At 72.4% G+C, this 17,601-nt stretch carries 14 protein-coding genes; 5 read left to right on the top strand and 9 right to left on the bottom strand.

Features of this window, described 5'->3' with window-relative positions; genetic code table 11:
- Positions 1-84: 84 nt before the first annotated feature.
- The 3 genes from ACSDG8_RS19445 to ACSDG8_RS19435 form a co-directional block, all read right to left on the bottom strand.
- Entirely contained in the window at positions 85-1,773 is a 1,689-nt protein-coding gene (locus ACSDG8_RS19445) for a S8 family serine peptidase (RefSeq protein ID WP_439427137.1), read from the bottom strand.
- Between the two features lie 88 nt (positions 1,774-1,861).
- Entirely contained in the window at positions 1,862-2,560 is a 699-nt protein-coding gene (locus ACSDG8_RS19440; RefSeq protein ID WP_439427136.1) for an HAD family hydrolase, read from the bottom strand.
- Positions 2,557-3,519, bottom strand: coding sequence for an EamA family transporter (locus ACSDG8_RS19435; protein WP_439427135.1), 963 nt, complete (start codon positions 3,517-3,519; stop codon positions 2,557-2,559). The genes ACSDG8_RS19440 and ACSDG8_RS19435 overlap by 4 nt, the downstream gene beginning before the upstream one ends.
- A 72-nt stretch (positions 3,520-3,591) precedes the next feature.
- Here ACSDG8_RS19435 and ACSDG8_RS19430 point away from each other — a divergent pair, with 72 nt between their 5' ends.
- Entirely contained in the window at positions 3,592-4,140 is a 549-nt protein-coding gene (locus tag ACSDG8_RS19430; RefSeq protein ID WP_210894124.1) for a CGNR zinc finger domain-containing protein, read from the top strand.
- On the opposite strand, the gene ACSDG8_RS19425 is transcribed toward ACSDG8_RS19430, so the two are convergent.
- From ACSDG8_RS19425 to ACSDG8_RS19400, 6 genes are all read right to left on the bottom strand, one after another.
- Positions 4,104-4,703, bottom strand: a complete 600-nt coding sequence (locus ACSDG8_RS19425; RefSeq protein ID WP_210942584.1) for a GNAT family N-acetyltransferase — start codon at positions 4,701-4,703, stop codon at positions 4,104-4,106. The two genes, ACSDG8_RS19430 and ACSDG8_RS19425, sit on opposite strands and share 37 nt — an antisense overlap.
- A 40-nt stretch (positions 4,704-4,743) precedes the next feature.
- On the bottom strand, positions 4,744-6,153 hold the full coding sequence (locus ACSDG8_RS19420) for a class II fumarate hydratase (RefSeq protein ID WP_210894128.1): 1,410 nt from the start codon (positions 6,151-6,153) through the stop codon (positions 4,744-4,746).
- A gap of 44 nt (positions 6,154-6,197) precedes the next feature.
- The gene (locus ACSDG8_RS19415; RefSeq protein WP_210894131.1) at positions 6,198-9,176 is read right to left on the bottom strand and encodes an AfsR/SARP family transcriptional regulator; all 2,979 of its coding nucleotides are present in this window, start codon (positions 9,174-9,176) and stop codon (positions 6,198-6,200) included.
- Positions 9,177-9,425: 249 nt separating this feature from the next.
- On the bottom strand, positions 9,426-11,093 hold the full coding sequence (locus ACSDG8_RS19410) for a fumarate hydratase (protein ID WP_210894133.1): 1,668 nt from the start codon (positions 11,091-11,093) through the stop codon (positions 9,426-9,428).
- A gap of 76 nt (positions 11,094-11,169) precedes the next feature.
- Positions 11,170-12,570: an outer membrane protein assembly factor BamB family protein gene (locus ACSDG8_RS19405; RefSeq protein ID WP_247678462.1), complete on the bottom strand. Its 1,401-nt coding sequence runs from the start codon at positions 12,568-12,570 to the stop codon at positions 11,170-11,172.
- 156 nt (positions 12,571-12,726) lie between these two features.
- Positions 12,727-13,215 carry an Lrp/AsnC family transcriptional regulator gene (locus ACSDG8_RS19400; protein ID WP_013288920.1) on the bottom strand — a complete coding sequence of 163 codons (489 nt, stop codon included), beginning with the start codon at positions 13,213-13,215 and terminating at the stop codon, positions 12,727-12,729.
- A 140-nt stretch (positions 13,216-13,355) separates the two neighbouring features.
- On the opposite strand from ACSDG8_RS19400, the gene hppD reads away from it, so the two are divergent.
- The 4 genes from hppD to hisC all read left to right on the top strand — a co-directional run bounded on the left by hppD (position 13,356) and on the right by hisC (position 17,565).
- Positions 13,356-14,561, top strand: a complete 1,206-nt coding sequence (gene hppD, locus ACSDG8_RS19395; protein ID WP_210894137.1) for a 4-hydroxyphenylpyruvate dioxygenase — start codon at positions 13,356-13,358, stop codon at positions 14,559-14,561.
- 10 nt (positions 14,562-14,571) lie between these two features.
- Positions 14,572-15,276: an RDD family protein gene (locus ACSDG8_RS19390; protein WP_210894139.1), complete on the top strand. Its 705-nt coding sequence runs from the start codon at positions 14,572-14,574 to the stop codon at positions 15,274-15,276.
- A gap of 115 nt (positions 15,277-15,391) precedes the next feature.
- Positions 15,392-16,465: an RDD family protein gene (locus tag ACSDG8_RS19385; RefSeq protein WP_439427134.1), complete on the top strand. Its 1,074-nt coding sequence runs from the start codon at positions 15,392-15,394 to the stop codon at positions 16,463-16,465.
- A complete protein-coding gene (hisC, locus tag ACSDG8_RS19380) occupies positions 16,462-17,565 on the top strand; it encodes a histidinol-phosphate transaminase (RefSeq protein ID WP_210894144.1) in 1,104 nt (367 codons plus the stop codon). The genes ACSDG8_RS19385 and hisC overlap by 4 nt, the downstream gene beginning before the upstream one ends.
- The last annotated feature ends 36 nt before the right edge of the window (positions 17,566-17,601 follow it).

The raw sequence follows: 17,601 nt of genomic DNA, 5'->3' as shown, positions 1-17,601 counted from the left end.
ACACCCGCCGCCGTGACGCACCCCGGAACGCCGAGGTGGCGGCGTCCGGGTGATCCGGACGCCGCCACCTCGGGGAAACGGTTGTTACGGTCGCACGTTGGGCTTGACCGGGGTCTTCACCGCGGCGTAAGCGTCGACGATGCCGTAGCCGTAGAAGCCGTTGAAGTTCAGCGAGCCCGCGCAGTACGCGTCGAACTCGGCGTCCCGGCCCTCGTTGGTGTAGGTCTGCAGCCGCGGCTCCGGGCAGGCGTGCTCGGCCGCCGTCCGGTAGAGGTGCTGCTCGACCAGGCTCGGCGCCATGCCGAAGCCGTCCCGGCCCTGCTTCTTGCCGTGCTTGCTGACGATCAGCGCCGCCACGCCGGAGACGTGCGGGGACGCCATCGAGGTGCCCTGCAGGTAGGTGTAGTAGCCACACTCACCCTTGGTGGTGCACTGCTTGAACACCGAGTTCTCGAAGCCGGCGACGATGTTGCCGTTCTCGTCGACCGAGCCCTCCTCCTGGAGCACCTTCTTCGGGTACGTGGAGAGGATCATGTTGGCGTCGGTGCGGAAGGTGTCGGTGCCGAAGCCGTCGCGGAACCAGCCACCCGGCGCCGCCACCGAGATCTGCTCGGTGCCGTAGTTCGAGTAGTCGGCCTTCTTGCCGGACGGGCCGACCGACGACACGCCGATCACGTGCGGGCCCTCGACCGGCAGGTCCCAGCAGGTCGCGTTGTCGATCGGGCGCGGGTACGGGTCGGCGCCGTAGTCCGGGCTGCTCACGTCGGTGCGCGGCGCGCCCAGGTCCTCGTGGTTGTTGCCGAGCGAGCCGACGAGCGTGACGCCCTTGTGGTGCGCGAAGTTGAGCGCCCGCTTCATGGCCTCGATGACGGTGCGCTGCTCGGCCTGCGCCTCCGGCGAGTCGGCCGGGTTGGCGGTGCAGTTGTAGAGCCACGGGTCGACGTAGAAGGACATGTTCACCACGTCCAGCCCGGAGCGGCCCGCGTGCACCAGGGCGTTCACCACGGGGTTGAGGAAGAAGTAGCCGCTGTCCTGGCCACCCTTCAGCTCGACGAGCGAGATCTTCGGCGCCACGCCGGAGAGGCCGAAGCCGTTGGCGGCGGCGCCGATGGTGCCGGCCACGTGCGTGCCGTGCCCGCCGTCGTCGGTGCCGACCGGGTCGACGCAGCTCGCCACCTCGCACGGGCCGTCGACCTCGGGGATGTCCGGGGCGAAGTTGCGCGACAGCGCCCAGTTGAAGTTCGGCGCCAGGTCGGGGTGGCTGGCGTCGACGCCGGTGTCCAGCACGCCGACGGTGACCCGGCGGTCACCCGGCTCGATCTTGCGGGCCTCGTCGGCCCGGATCATGTCCAGACCCCAGAGCTTGTCGTCGAGCGGGTCCATCTTCTTGGCTTTGCCCTTGGCGACCTTGCCCTTGGTCGCCGCGGCGGCCAGCAGGTTCTCCTGCTCGACCCGGTCCAGCTTCGGCTTGCGGCCGATCGCCTTCTCCTCGGCCGCGCCGACCAGGGCGCCGGCGGCGGTGGCCCGGCTGGCGAAGTCCGCCCGGTCGCTTCTGACCTGGAAGAGGCCGACGTCGTCGGTGCGGGCGACGACCTTGCCGCCGGCGGCGGTGATCGCGGCGATCGCGGTGTCGGTGGACACGCCGCTCTCGGCCAGCACGGTGAAGGTCCGGGTGTCCGACGGCGCGGCGTTCGCCGGGATCCCCAGGCCGGTCACCGTGAGTGCCAGCGAGGCCGCAGCCGCGACCGCGCCGATGGTGAAGCGCTTGCTCACCACATCAGATCCTCTCGTTGAGGGACGTGGTGTCATCCCACATCACGGGAGCGGGTTCCGCCAGATCGACGTCCGTTATCGGCCGCAACTAGGCATTCGCGCTTGTCAAGGTGTTGAGCACGGTGGACAGTCCGGCAAGTGTGGACACCTCGGCGTCGGGTTCGAGGCCCCGAGGCCGGGGAAGCCCGCCCCGGTTGAGCCAGACGGCACGCAGTCCGGCCCGCTGGACGGCGATAACGTCGTGCTCCGGCGAGTCGCCCACGTGGACGATGCGCGCGGCGGGCAGTCCGGCGGCCGCCGTCACCGCCGCGAAGAACTCCGGCGACGGTTTCTTGGGCAGGCCGCCCTCGTGCGCGTACACCTCGAAGGCGAACTGCCCGGCGAGGCCGCAGCGTTCGGTGCGGCTGTTGCCGTTCGTGGCGAAGCCCAGCACGTGGTGCGGGCGCAGCGCCGCCAGCGCGGGCAGCACGTCGGGGAAGGGCCGGCTCAGCGCGTACCGGCGGGCGAAGAACAATTCCGCGAACTCGTCCAGGTCCGCCTCCAGCCCGGCCCGGGCCAGCGAGCGGGCCAGGGCGGCCCGCCGGATCTCCTGCACCGGGGCGGCGCTGAGCGCGCCGAACACCGCACCCCAGTCCCCCTCGAGGTCCGCGAGCGACACTCCGGCCGCCGCCGGGGTCCGCCGCCGCATCTCCTCGAGTACGGCGACGAGCGCGCCGGTGACCGCCGGGCGCAGGTCGACGAGGGTCTCGTCGGCGTCGAAGACGACGGCGCCGCGCGGCCCGCTCATCGTTCGCCGGTCAGCGCCGGCTCGGTCGGCGCCGTCACCGATGCCGATGGTGTGCCCCGCAGTTCGTCCGCCCGGACCAGGGCGACACCGCCGAGGATGAGCACGCCACCGGCCAGCTGGATGAGGCTGGGCAGTTCGTCGAGCACCAGCCAGGCGATCAGCACCGCGAACATCACCTCGGTCAGCCCCACGAAGGAGGACAGCCGTGCGCCGAGCAGCCGGGTTCCCGCGACACCGGCCAGGTACGCGACCACCGCGGCGATCAGCGACAGCCCGGCGATCGGGACCAGCCAGCTCACCTGGTGCCCGGCGAAGGTGACGTCGGCGGTGCCGGCGGTGAGTGGCAGCGCCCCGAGGCCGCCGAGCAGGAGCAGCGCCAGTGCGCCGACCGCCATGCCACCGCTGGCCATCACGACCGAGGGCAGTTCGGCGTCGAGTCGCCCGGCGATGACGAAGTAGCCGGCCAGGCCGACACCGGCGCCGAGACCCCACAGCACGCCCACCGGGTCAAGGCGGCCGGCGCCGGTGAGGTCGAGGACCAGCGCCAGCCCGCACAGGGCGGTGATCGAGCCGGCCACCGTCAGCGCTCGCGGGCGCTGCCCGTGGACGAGCCACATCCAGCCGACGACCAGCACGATGCCGAGGTATTCCAGCAGCAGCGCCACGCCGACCGGTAGGTAGCGGACCGCGTTGAAGAAGCACGCCTGCGCCGTGGCGACGCCGAGCAGCCCGAACAGCAGCACTGTGACGCCGTTGCGGCGCAGCACCGACCACTTGCCGCGCAGGGCCAGCACGGCGGGCACGGCGAGGACCAGCGCGGCGATGCCGACCCGGGCGATCACCACCGCCACCGCCGACCACTCGCCGGTGATCAGCGGACGGGCGAACGTGCCCGAGGTCGCGAACGTGACCGCGGAGAGCAGTGCCAGGCCGAGCCCGACGCTGGACCGTTCACGCATCGACAACTCCTGGTCATGAGTGAAGGAAGGTTATGCTGATGACGCTAGGCGGAGCCCCTGACAGGAGTCAAGTTGCTTTTTGCTCATGACACCGAATGCGCGCTGGTCGGCGCCGCCGCACTGGTGAACACCGCCGACGGCGACCGGGAAGGGCTGCCCGACGTGGACGCTCTCGACGACTTCTTCACCACCTACGGGTGGAGCGGCCGGCACGAGCGCACCGACGCCGAACTGCGCCAGGTCCGCGCGCTGCGGCCCCGGCTGCGCCGCATCTGGTACGCCGACACCGACGAGGTGGTGGCGATCGTCAACGGACTGCTGCGCGAGTCGCACGCGCTGCCGCAACTCGTCCGGCACGACGACGAGCCGTACCACCTGCACGCGGTGCCGCGGGACGCGCCGCTGGCGACCCGGATGGCGGTCGAGGCCGCGATGGCGATGGCCGACCTGGTCCGGATGGGCGAGCTGAGCCGGCTGCGGCAATGCGACCACCCCGACTGCGACAACGTGCTCGTCGACCTGTCCCGGAACCGGTCCCGCCGGTTCTGCGACGCCGGCTGCGGCAACCGGGCCGCGGTGAGCGCCTACCGGGCCCGCAAGGCCGCCGCGTCCCAGTCCTGACGAGTCGCGGGCCAGGCGTCGCGGCGCAGCTCGTACTCCACTTCGCCGTGCTCCGTACCCGGGATCGGGTCGTCGAAGGCGAGGTGGAACGTCCGGACGTAGCGCAACCCGGCGCGGGCCATCACCGCGCGGGAACGGTCGTTGACCGCCATCGTCTGCGCCCACACGCGGCGGACGCCGACCGTGTCGAACGCGTGCCGCACGAGCGCCCGCGCGCCCTCGGTGGCCAGCCCGTGTCCCCAGGTCGCGCGGCGCAGCCGGTAGCCCAGCTCCGCCTCGGCGCCGTCGTCGGACGGGTCGAGCGAGTGCCAGCCGAGGAACTCGCCGGTGAACCGGTCGAGCGTCGCCCAGCGGCCGAGCCCGGGAAACCTGCCGTACCGCTCCAGCAGCCGGGGCAGCACGTCGTCCCGGAACGTCGCGGCCGATGTCGGCACACCGCCGGTCAGGAAGCGCATGACCTCCGGGTCAGCGTCCAGCGCCACCAGCCGGTCCACGTCGTCCATCGTGAACCGGCGCAGCGTCAGCCGCGCGGTCTCCAGCAGCACTCCGCCGTCGTCACGCACTGTCGGATCATGCCGCGCCCACTGTGACGGGTCGAGGCAATTACGGGTGGGTCATCCGGAGCAGGTCCAGCGCCTCGTCCAGCTGGGTCTCGCTGAGCTTGCCCGAGTCGACGTGACCGCGGGAGATCACCACCTCGCGGATGGAGACCTGCTTCGCCAGCGCCTCCTTCGCGATCGAGGCGGCCTCGTCGTACCCGAGGTGGCGGTTGAGCGGGGTGACGATCGACGGCGAGCCCTCCGCGTACGCCAGGCAGACCTCGGCGTCCGCGACCAGGCCGGCCACCAGCCGCTCGGCGAACAGCCGGCTGGACGCGGCGATCAGCTTGATCGACTCCAGCAGGTTGCGGCCCATCACCGGGAGCATCACGTTCAGCTCGAAGTCGCCCTGCGACCCGGCGAACGCCACCGCCGCGTCGTTGCCGATCACCTGGGCGCAGACCTGACGCATCGCCTCGGCCACCACCGGGTTCACCTTGCCCGGCATGATCGACGACCCCGGCTGGAGGTCGGGGATGCGCAGCTCACGCAGGCCCGCGCGCGGGCCGGAACCCATCCAGCGCACGTCGTTGGCGATCTTGTAGAGACCGACCGCGACGGTACGGAGCTGGCCCGATGTCTCCACCAGCGCGTCCCGGGCGCCCTGCGCCTCGAAGTGGTTGCGCGCCTCGGTCAACGGCAGGCCGGTCGACTCCCGCAGCTTCCCGATCACCCGGTCGGCGAAGCCGAGCGGGGTGTTGATGCCGGTGCCGACGGCGGTGCCGCCCAGCGGCAGCTCGGCCAGCCGGGGCAGCGCCGACTCCAGCCGCTCGACGCCGTAGCGGACCTGCGCGGCGTAGCCGCCGAACTCCTGCCCGAGCGTGACCGGCGTGGCGTCCATCAGGTGGGTACGCCCGGCCTTGACCACCGTCTCGAACTCGGCCGCCTTCTCCTCCAGCGCGCCCGCGAGCTGCTTCAGCGACGGGATCAGGTCCTCCACCACGAACTGCGTGGCGGCCAGGTGGATCGAGGTGGGGAACACGTCATTGCTGGACTGCGACGCGTTGACGTGGTCGTTCGGGTGCACGTCCCGGCCCAGCTCGCGGCTGGCCAGCGTGGCGATCACCTCGTTGGTGTTCATGTTGGACGACGTGCCGGAGCCGGTCTGGAACACGTCCACCGGGAACTGGTCGTCGTAGCCGCCCTCGGCGACGTGCGCGGCGGCGGTGGCGATCGCCTGCGCCACGTCAGCGTCGATCACCCCCAGCTCACCGTTCACCAGTGCCGCCGCCCCCTTGATCTGCGCCAGGGCCTTGATCTGGGCCGGTTCCAGCCCGCGCCCGGAGATCGGGAAGTTCTGCACCGCGCGCTGGGTCTGCGCCCGCCACAACGCGTCGGCGGGCACCTCCACCTCGCCCATCGAGTCCCGTTCGATCCGGTAGCCGGTCGCCTCTGGAGTCGTCACGCCTACCATCCTGCCGCGCCGCCGGGCGGAGTGCAGGGAAAGTGGCGGCCCCCTCAGCCCAGCTCGGCCAGCAGCTTCTCGGTGTCCCGCTGGTCCGGCGTCTCGACCTGACGGAACAGCGCCAGCGCGCGCACGGCGTACCGGCGGGCCTGGCCTGGGTCGTCGTGGCGCAGGCATCGCGCGAGACCGTCCAGGGCGCGGGCCTGCTCGTAGCGCAGGCCCAGCCGCTCGGCGTCGGCGAGCACCCGGCGGTGCAGGTCCAGCGCGCTGGCCACGTCACCCTGGTCGAAGATCGCCCGGGCCAGCAGGTTCCGCGAGGCGCACTGCCCGACCAGGTCCCCGGCGTCGATCATTGCCACGAGGGCCTCCCGGTGCAGCGAGGCGGCCAGCTCCGGCCGGCCCTCCTCGCGCTCCATCATGCCCAGCTCGTTGAGCAGCTCGCCCTCGCCGTAACGGTTGCCCACCCGGCGCTTGAGCCCCAGGCCGGCACGCAGGAGCCGGCGCGCGGGCCCGCGCTCGCCGCGCCGGCGCCGCGCCATGCTGAGGTGCCCGATCGAGTTGCCGAGCTGCCGCATGTCGCCGGCCTGCCGCGAGACGATCATCTGGTTGCGGCACATCCGCACGGCCTCGTCGTACCGGCCGCGCAGGATCAGCGCGTACGACAGGTTGTTCAGCATCCTGGAGAGCCACAACGAATCGTCCCGCAGGCGGGCGATCGCCGCGGACTCGGTGAGGAGTTCGACGCCCCGCTGGTGCTGCCCGTCGACCGCATACGCCGTGCCGAGGTTGCCCAGCACCTTGCGCAGATCGCCCGGCCGGTCGAGCCTGCGGAGGATGCCCACCACCGCCTCCAGCCGCCGGATGGCCTCGGCGAACCGCGCCCGGCGGTAGTCCGCCGAGGCGAGATAGTTGAGCATCGTCGCCACGGCCTCCTCGTCGCCCAGACGCTCGGCGGCCCGCAGGCCGATCTGATGCGTCTCGATCAGGTCGTCGAGGTGACCGCCGTAGAAGTTGCTGATCCACGCGACCCGGGCGAGCTGCCAGCTCTGCCGGAGAAAACCCTCGTTCTCCGCCAGCCGGACGAGAGCGGTCAGGGTCGAGCGGTTCTCCTCCAACCACGCTCGGCCGAGGCCCGCTGTGGCTGCCACCAGGTCGGGACGCAGCGGCTCCGGCAGGTCGAACAGGGACGGCTCGGCGCCCGCCTCCAGCGACCGGCCGATGGACGCGGTGACCTGGAGATGGAAGTCGATGAGACGGCTCACCGCCGTCCGCCGCTCGTCGGCGGTCTCGCGTCCCGCGCTGAGCGTGCGCGCGTACTCCCGGATCAGGTCGTGCAACTGGTAGCGGCCGGGTTCCACCTCCTCGACGAGGTGCGCGTCGACCAGTTCGTCGAGTGCGTCCTGCGCCTCCGGCAGCAGCAGGTCGGCGAGCGCGGCCGGCACCCGGTTGTCGACACCCTGACCCGGGTACAGGCCCAGCAGACGGAAGACCCGCTGCGCGACCGGCGACACCTGCTCGTACGACAGCGCGAAGGCGCGAGCCACCGACCGCTCTCCGGCGACCAGCTCGGCCAGCGGGTCGGACGCGCCGGCCAGCCGCTCCGCCAGGTCGGCCACCCGCCAGCGCGGCCGGTGCGCGAGCCGGGCCCCGGCCAGCCGCAGGGCCAGCGGAAGGTGTCCGCAGCGGCGGGCCACCTCCACCGCCGCCTCGGGCTCGGCGGCGACCCGCTGCGCGCCGGCCACCCGGGCCAGCAGTGCGACCGCCTCGTCGGCGTCGAGTACCGGCAGCGAGGACGGGCGGCCCGAGTCCAGGCCGATCAGGCGACGACGGCTGGTGATCAGCACCAGGCAGTCCGGGCCGTTGGGCAGCAGCGGCGCCACCTGGCCGGCGTCGGCCGCGTTGTCGAGCACCACCACGGCCCGCCGCCCGGCCAGCTCGGACCGCCATGTCGCCAGCCGGTCCGCCGGGTCGGCCGCCACACGTTCGGGCGGCACTCCGAGCTGCCGGAGCAGGGTGGCGGCGGCCACTGCCGTGCTCAGCGGGCTGCGGTCACTGTGCCCGTGCAGGTCGATGAAGAGCTGCGCGTCGGGGAACTGGCCGGCCACCGCGGTGGCCACCTGCACGGCGAGTGTGGTCTTGCCGCTGCCCGCCATGCCGTCGACGAGCTGGACCCGGCTTCCCTCCTCGACCTCCCGCACCAGCCGGGCCACCGTCTGCTGCCGCCCGGTGAAGTCGCTGATCGCGCGCGGCAGCGCCCGCACCGGCGCGGCCGCCCGGTTCTCCGGTCCGTTCAGCGCCAGGTCACCGGCGAGTATCCGCTGGTGCAGTTCCTGCAACGCCGTACCGGGCTCGATGCCCAGTTCCTCGTCGTAGATCCGCCGGCCTTCCCGGTAGACGGCCAGCGCGTCCGCGTGGCGGCCGACCGCCGAGAGGGCCAGCATCAACTGCCCCCGCAGCCGTTCCCGCAACGGCTCGCGCTCGACCGCCTCGGTGAGCTCGTCGACCAGCTCGGGCGCCCGGCGCAGCCGCAACTCGATGTCGACGCAGTCCTCCAGCACGGCGAGCCGCTGCTCGTCGAGCGCCTGCGCCCGCCGTCGCACGCTGCGGGCGGGGATGCCCGCCAGCGCCGGGCCACGCCACAGCGCCAGCGCGTCCCGGTAGTGCTGACGCGCCTCGGCCAGCCGGCCCGCCCCGGCGTTCCTGCGGGCCGTCTCCACACTGTTCGCGAACACCTCGGCGTCGAGGTCGCCCGGCTCGATCCGGATGCCGTAGCCGGCCGGGTCGGTGACGATGGTCACAGCGGGCAGACCGAGCGCCGCGAACCGCTGCCGCAGTCGCGACACGCAGATCTGAAGCTGGGTCCGCGCGGTCGCCGGGGGACGTTCCTCCCACACGGCGTCGATCAGGTCCTCGGTAGGCACCACCAGGCCCGGACGCAGCAGAAACATGGCGAGCACGGTCCGATCTCGACCCGCGGTGACGGTGGCTTCACCGCCGCCGACCCGCAGGGGCCCCAAGATTCCGAACCGCACCGCGCTCCCCCGACCGCCGCATCTACCTAGCAGCAGCGTAGCCCGACGGTCACCGAGCGCCGCGCCGAGGCGATAGCGATCCGATAGCGGCGGCGCACAGACTCGTTGCGGGTTGCCGCTGACGGCATCCGACGGGGGCGGTGCGCCTGTACGGTCGTCCGACCGGGCAGGCGCACCGATGTCTGTGCACGACTGACACGCCGAGGGCGCCGGGCATCACTCCCGGGCGCCCATCGCGTACGTCTGAACTCAGCGCCGGCCGACGGTGAGCACCGGCTTGGTGACCTCGGCGAAGAAGTCGTTGCCCTTGTCGTCGACGACGATGAAGGCGGGGAAGTCCTCCACCTCGATCTTCCAGACCGCCTCCATGCCCAGCTCGGCGTATTCGAGCACCTCGACGTGCTTGATGCAGTCCTGGGCGAGGCGGGCGGCGGGGCCGCCGATCGAGCCGAGGTAGAAGCCGCCGTGGGCCTGGCAGGAGCGGGTGACCTGGGCGGACCGGTTGCCCTTCGCGAGCATCACCATCGAGCCGCCGGCCGCCTGGAACTTCTCCACGTACGCGTCCATGCGACCGGCCGTGGTGGGACCGAAGGAGCCGGAGGCGTAGCCCTCGGGCGTCTTGGCCGGGCCGGCGTAGTAGACCGCGTGGTTGCGCAGGTACTGCGGCATCGGCTCGCCCGCGTCCAGCCGCTCGGCGATCTTCGCGTGCGCGATGTCCCGCGCGACGACGAGCGGGCCGGTCAGGGACAGCCGCGTCTTCACCGGGTACTTCGACAGCTCGGCGCGGATCTCGTCCATCGGCCGGTTCAGGTCGACGCGGACGACCTCCTCGGTGTCCAGCGTCTCGTCGGTCACGTCGGGCAGGAACCGCGCCGGGTCGGTCTCCAGGCGCTCCAGCCAGACGCCCGACGGGGTGATCTTCGCCACCGCCTGCCGGTCCGCGGAGCAGGACACCGCGATCGCCACCGGGCAGGAGGCGCCGTGCCGGGGCAGCCGGACCACCCGTACGTCATGGCAGAAGTAACGCCCGCCGAACTGCGCGCCGATGCCGAAGTTGCGGGTCAACTCCAGCACCTCGGCCTCCAGCTCCAGGTCGCGGAAGCCGTGCGCGCTCATCGACCCCTGGGTGGGCAGCGCGTCGAGGTACTTCGCGGAGGCGTACTTCGCGGTCTTCAGCGCGTACTCGGCGGAGGTGCCGCCGATGACGATGGCCAGGTGGTACGGCGGGCAGGCCGCGGTGCCGATGAGCCGGAGCTTCTCCTCCAGGAACTGCATCATCCGCGTCGGGTTCAGCAGGGCCTTGGTCTCCTGGTAGAGGTAGGACTTGTTGGCCGAGCCGCCGCCCTTGGCCATGAAGAGGAACTTGTACGCGTCGGCGTGGCCGTCCGGGTCCTCGGCGTACAGCTCCACCTGGGCGGGCAGGTTGCTGCCGGTGTTCCGCTCGTCCCACATGGTCAGCGGGGCGAGCTGGGAGTAGCGCAGGTTGAGCCGGGTGTACGCCTGGTAGACGCCGCGCGAGATCGCCTCCGCGTCGGTGCCGTCGGTGAGCACGTGCCGCCCGCGCTTGCCCATGACGATCGCGGTGCCGGTGTCCTGGCACATCGGCAGCACGCCGCCCGCCGCGATGTTGGCGTTGCGCAGCAGGTCCAGCGCGACGAACCGGTCGTTCGGCGAGGCCGCCGGGTCGTCGATGATCGACCGGAGCTGGGCCAGGTGGGCCGGGCGCAGGAAGTGGGCGATGTCGTGCATCGCCTCCGCCGTCAGCGCGGTCAGCGCGCCCGGATCCACGGTGAGGAACCGGCGGCCACCGGGGCCGTTGACGACGTCCACCCCCTCGTCGGTGACCAGGCGGTATTCCGTCAGGTCGGGGCCGGTCGGCAGGAGGGGTGCGTACGAGAAGGCGGCGGCACTGCTCATGACCGAAAAGCCTAGGGCAGAGCCGTCGATCGGTGACACCCGCAGGTGGGGTCGTGGGACAACCGCTCACCCACTGTCACTTGCCGTCCACGCAGAGTTCCCGCTTCGGGCCGCAGCTGCCCTCGTCGCTGGGTGGTCGCCAACTGCCCCCGGGGTCCGGCGACACCGGCGCGCCGTCGCGGCCCGGCCCGGGCACACCGGCCGTGCCGGCGCCCCAGCGGACGTACCCGATCTCCCGGCCCTCCCCGATGATCATGCCGTTGGGGCCGACCGCAAGCGCGTTCGCCGACGTCCGCAGCTCGACCAGGACGCGGCCCTCGCGCGGCTCGACCGCGATCAGCCGGGACGGCTTCTCCTCGCTGATCACCGCCGCGTACGGGGTGAGCGCGGCGCCGCTCTTGCCGCCCGCCGGCCGGGTCCACCGCGTCCGGTCCACCGACAGCTCCCGCCCCAGCAGCGACTCCTTGTCGGCGCTGCGGACCACGGCGTAGCGGTCGTCCACGGCGAGGAGCTTCTCGCCGTCCGCGCCGACCTGGAGCAGGCGGCCGTCGTACCCGTCGAGCACCGCCTCCCGTCCGTCCGGGGCGACCCCGATGAGGACGTTGCGCGCGCCCTGCGGGTCCTCCCGCTGCACGCAGCCGGCGTAGTCGGCCGTACGCAGGTTGATCCCGGTCCGCCGCCACACCTGCTGACCGGTCGCCGGGTCCACCGCGGTGACCGTGTAGTAGCAGCTCCCGTCGCGGGAGGTGGCCGCGATCCGGAGCAGCCGGCCACCGACCACCGCCAGCCGCTCCTCCCGGCCCGGCTCGACGTTCTGCAGCACCCGGCCGGTCGCGGTGTCCACCACGTGCACCCGGCCGTCGACCGGGAAGCCGAGCAGCGGCGGCACCCCCTCCGGCCCGGCCACCCCGCCGTCGATGCGGGTGGCGCCCAGCCGCCGCGTACCGAGCAGCTCCGGGTTGTCGGCGAGCACGCCACTGTGCACGCCGGGCAGGAACGCGCTCCACAGCGGGGCGGTGCCGCGCGGCTCCCAGGCCCGCAACGTGCAGTCCGTGGCCCGCACGCAGTACGCGTCCAGCAGCAGGTTCCGGTACGTCCAGACGGCGATCGCCCGATCGTCGCGGCGCCGCGTCACGCCGCTGGCCGGGTCGAGCACCTCGTACCCCTTGTCCAGCAGCTTGCCCACGGCGACGACCGGGTCCCGGTCGCCGCCCGCGACCGCCGACCAGTCGGCCTTGCGCTCCCAGAGCTGGCTGCCGTCGGCGAGGCTGCGCGCCTCGACGCGGGTGCGCTGCTCGACGATCACGGTGTCGCCGGCGATGGTGACGCTGCGCGGCGTGCCGCCGACGCGCTGCTGCCAGACCACGTCCGGCTCGGAGATCGGCTTGCTGCGGTCGACCCAGTCCCACAGCGCCGGGAACGGGTTCCAGACGCCTGTCGCGGCGAGTACGACCACGGTGACGAGCCCGAGCAGCAACCAGCCGCGTACCCCTAGGCCCTTCACACCGCACACGGTAGCGACGATCACCGGTCCCCCGGGTCGCGCGCGGGGCGTGTCGCAGCGCTTCTTGCCCGGGTCAGGTGTTAATAGGGGGCCCTTCCACCTCCGAATGCGTTAACAGGGGGCCCTTCCTTACCCGCGGGCGGCGGAGCGGACCAGCGGCAGCGTGCGGTACGGGATCTGCTCGGCCAGCGCGATGATCGTGGAGGCGCGCCGGATGCCCTCGGAGGCGACGATCTGGTCGATCACCCGCTGGAGGTCGGTGTTCGACCGGGCGACGATCCGGCAGAGCAGGTCGCTGGAGCCGGTGATGGTGTGCGCCTCAAGCACCTCGGGGATCGCGGCCAGGTGCGCGGTGACCTGGTCGTGGCCGTGCCGCTGGCTGATCTCCAGCGTGACGAAGCTGGTCACCCCGAAGCCGATGGCGGCGGGCGTGATGTCCGGCCCGAACCCGGTCACCACGCCGCGGCCGACCAGCTTGTCGAGCCGGGCCTGGACCGTGCCCCGGGCCACGCCGAGCCGCCGGGAGCACTCCAGCACCCCGATTCGCGGCTCCTCCGCCAGCAGTTCGATCAAGCGGGCGTCCAGCTCGTCCAGCTGTACATCCTGACCAGTGTTCATGGTGTCGGACGGTACCGAATGCACAAGCTGACCAGGAATATCGCCAACTGTTGCCCAACTCACTGTGCGCCGTAGATCCTCCCCGGAAGAGCACATCCACGGCGGCCCACGAGGCCGGCCGGTACGCGAGGGAGGCCACCATGACCCAGGCGATCGACCGACCCCAGTCGACCGAGGAGGTCGACGTCGACGCTCTCGTCGGCGCCGTCGACCACGACATCAGCCGCGACCCGTTCCCGGTCAAGGGCATGGACCACGTCCACTTCCTGGTCGGCAACGCCAAGCAGGCCGCGCACTACTACTCGACCGCGTTCGGCATGACCTGCGTGGCGTACCGGGGGCCGGAGCAGGGCTACCGGGACCACGCGCAGTACGTCCTGACCAGCGGCTCGGCGCGCTTCGTGCTGACCGGCGCGGTCCGCCCGGACGCCGACGGCGCCGAGCACGTGGCGAAGCACAGCGACGGCGTCTCCGACATCGCGCTGGAGGTGCCGGACGTGGACGCCGCGTACGCGCACGCCGTCGCGCAGGGCGCCACCGGCCTGGTCGAGCCGCACGACGTCAGCGACGAGCACGGCACCGTGCGGATGGCGTCCATCGCCGCGTACGGCGACACCCGGCACAGCCTGATCGACAGGTCCCGCTACACCGGGCCGTTCCTGCCCGGCTTCGTGGCCCGCGGCCCGATCGTGGACCGCCAGCCGATGATCGACGCCGGCCTCCAGCCGAAGCGGTTCTTCCAGGCGGTCGACCACGTGGTCGGCAACGTGGAGCTGGGCCGGATGGACGAGTGGGTCGAGTTCTACAAGCGGGTCATGGGCTTCTCGAACATGGCCGAGTTCATCGGCGACGACATCGCCACCGACTACTCGGCGCTGATGAGCAAGGTCGTCGCCAACGGCACCCGCAAGGTGAAGTTCCCGCTCAACGAGCCGGCCGTGGCCCGCAAGAAGTCGCAGATCGACGAGTACCTGGAGTTCTACCAGGGCCCCGGCGCCCAGCACATCGCGGTGGCCACCAACGACATCCTGGCCAGCGTGGACGCCATGCGCGCGGCGGGCGTGGACTTCCTGGACACCCCGGACTCCTACTACGAGGACCCGGAGCTGCGCGCCCGCATCGGCAACGTCCGGGTGCCGATCGAGGAGCTTCAGTCCCGCAAGATCCTGGTGGACCGGGACGAGGACGGCTACCTGCTCCAGATCTTCACCAAGCCGGTGCAGGACCGTCCCACCGTCTTCTTCGAGCTGATCGAGCGGCACGGCTCGCTCGGCTTCGGCAAGGGCAACTTCAAGGCCCTGTTCGAGGCGATCGAGCGCGAGCAGGAGAAGCGCGGGAACCTGTAACACTGTCGGCGTGACCCAGCCTCCCCCGAACCCGACGCCGCCGCCTGCCGGGCCTCCACCCGCGGGCGGCGGCTTCGTGCCGCCCGCCGGGCCCGCGGTGCCCGCGCAGCACGTTCCTCAGGGATACGCCGGCCCGCCCGGCTACCCGCCGCCCGGTTACCCCCCACCGGGGTACGCCCCGGCGCCCCTCCCGCCCCCGGTCGCGCCGAACGGGCAGCCGCTGGCGGGCTTCGGTGACCGGCTGATCGCCTACCTGATCGACACCGCCGTCGCGATGGCGGTGACGATGGTGCTGCTCCTGCCGGTCTTCCTTCTCTTCTTCTTCCGGATGATCGACGAGATCGAGCAGGCGGGCCCGAACGGCCCCGACCCGGCCGAACTCTGGACCGGCGTGCTCCTACCACTGTTCGCCGCCGAGCTCGGGGTCCTGCTGCTGATGCTCGCCTTCTACTGGATCTACCACGTCGAGTACGCCCGCCGGACCGGGCAGACGCTGGGCAAGAAGGTGATGAAGCTGCGGATCGTGCCGGTGCAGCCGGACGCCGCGCTGAGCCGGGGCATGCTCGGCAAGCGCTGGGCCGTCGAGTTCGCCGGCGGGATGTTCGTGCCGTTCCTCAGCTACCTCGACGGTTTCTGGCAACTCTGGGACAAGCCCTGGCAGCAGTGCCTCCACGACAAGTTCGCCGGAACGGTCGTCGTTAAGGTTGGCCCGTGAGCGCGAGGAGCGAGCCGGGCCTGCGAGCCCCGCAGTCGCGAACTGAGGGGAGCACCGTGAGCGCGAGGAGTGAGCCGGGCCTGCGAGCCCCGCAGTCGGGAACAAGGACGGCACTGTGAGCTTGGAACCTGGATGGTACGTCGACCCCGCCGAACCGGAGACCCGCCGCTGGTGGGACGGCGAGGGCTGGATCGGCGCGCCGATCCCGGTCGACGTCACCCCGCCCGAAGGTCCACCGCCCGCCGAACCCGAGCCGGCCGCCGCCGCGGCGCCGGGCGCCGGGACGGGTGGCCGGTCGGAGACCGCCCCGTCGTCCGGCGCGCCCGCCCAGCCGGGCGGGCCGTGGCCGGGCCAGCCGGGCCAACCGGGCCAGGCCGGCCCGTGGCCTGGTCAGCCGGGACAGCCGGGACAGCCGGGACAGCCGGGACAACCCGGTCCCTGGCCGGGACAGCCGGGGCAGGGCGGACAGCCCGGCCAGCCGGGCCAGGGCGGCCCGTGGCCGGGGCAGCCCGGTCAGGCCGGGCCGGCACCGCAGGGACCGCCGCCGGGCTGGCCGTACCCGCACTGGCCGGGCGCGCAGCCGATTCCGCGCCCGCACGGGCTGCCGCTCGCCTCGTACGGCGCGCGGCTGGTCGCCCGCCTGATCGACTTCGGTGTGGTGTTCCTGCTCAACGCGGTGGTGAACGGCTGGTTCGTCTGGCGCTACTTCGAGGCCGTCGCGCCGTACCTGCGCGAGTCGGTGCGCCGCGCGATGAACGGTGACACCTCCACCGAAGGGCTGCCGCAGATCGACGATCAGGCCGGCGGCCTCCAGATCGCCATCCTGGTGATCGCCACCGCGCTCTGGTACGCGTACGAGGTGCCGTCGATGGCGGCGCGCGGGCAGACGTTCGGCAAGCGGTTGATGGGTGTACGCGCGCTGCCGGTCGAGGCGGACCAGCCGCTCGGCTTCGGCCGGGCCACCCGGCGCTGGAGCACGCTCGGCCTGCCCACGCTGCTCTGGTACTGCTGCGGGCTCGGCCTGCTGCTGCAACTCATCGACGCGGTCTCGCCCCTGTTCGACCAGCCGCTGCGTCAGGCCCTGCACGACAAGCGGGCGCAGACGGTGGTGGTCCAGCTTCCCCGTAAGCGGCCCGACCCCCGTACCACCCCGCGCGACCGCGCCGACACCCCGGGAGACACCCCATGACCGAGACCGGACGCCACCAGCCTCCGCTGCGGCTCACCCGCGCCGACCTCGACGCGCTGCCCAACTACGTGCCCGGCCGCAGCCCGGCCGACCTGGCTCGGGAGCTGGGCCTGCCCGAGGCGATCAAGCTGGCCAGCAACGAGGTGCCCTACGGCCCGCTGCCCGGCGTGGTGGAGGCGGTCGCCGAGGCGGTGGCGGGTTCGCACCGCTACCCGGACATGGGCGTGGTGGCGCTGCGTCAGGCGCTCGCCGAGCGGTACGGCGTGGACGCCGACCGGATCGCCACCGGCTGCGGCTCGGTGGCGCTGGCCGAGCACCTGGTCCGCGCCACCTGCCTGCCCGGTGACGAGCTGCTCTACTCGTGGCGCTCCTTCGAGGCGTACCCGATCATCGCGGCGACCAGCGGCGCGACGAGCGTGCGGGTGCCGAACGACGCCGGCCACGGTCACGACCTGGACGCGATGGCGGCGGCGGTGACCGACCGGACCCGGATGATCCTGGTCTGCAACCCGAACAACCCGACCGGTACGGCGGTGCGCCGGGCGGAGCTGGAGCGTTTCCTCGACTCGGTGCCGGACGACGTGCTGGTGGTGATCGACGAGGCGTACCGGGAGTTCGTCACCGACGCGGAGGTGCCGGACGGCCTGACCTACCTGGACCGGCCGAACGTGGCGGTGCTGCGCACGCTGTCCAAGGCGTGGGGCCTGGCCGGCCTGCGGATCGGCTGGCTGGTGGCGGCGCCGGAGGTGGCTGCCGCCGTGCGTAAGGTGGTCACGCCGTTCTCCACCAGCATGGCCGCCCAGGCGGGCGCGCTGGCCGCGCTGGCGCAGGCCGCCGAGGTGGAGCGGCGCTGCGCGCTGGTCGTGGCCGAACGGGACCGGGTCACCGAGGCGCTGCGCAAGTTCGTCCCCGACGTGCCGGAGAGCCAGGCCAACTTCGTCTGGCTGCCGCTGGGCGAGCGGGCTGTGGAGTTCGGCCGGGCGTGCGAGGCGCGCGGCGTGATCGTCCGCCCGTTCCCGGGCGACGGCGTGCGGGTCACCATCGGCACCCCGGCCGAGAACGACACGTTCCTGGCGGTGGCCGAGTCCGCCCTGGCCTGACCGGGGCGCGTCCGGGCCGGTCCGTCAACCCCCTAC

The organism is Micromonospora sp. LA-10, assembly GCF_051853095.1.
Classification (GTDB): domain Bacteria; phylum Actinomycetota; class Actinomycetes; order Mycobacteriales; family Micromonosporaceae; genus Micromonospora; species Micromonospora echinospora_A.
The sequence above is the reverse complement of the archived record's forward strand: the minus strand, read 5'-3'. Positions and strand labels throughout refer to the sequence as shown.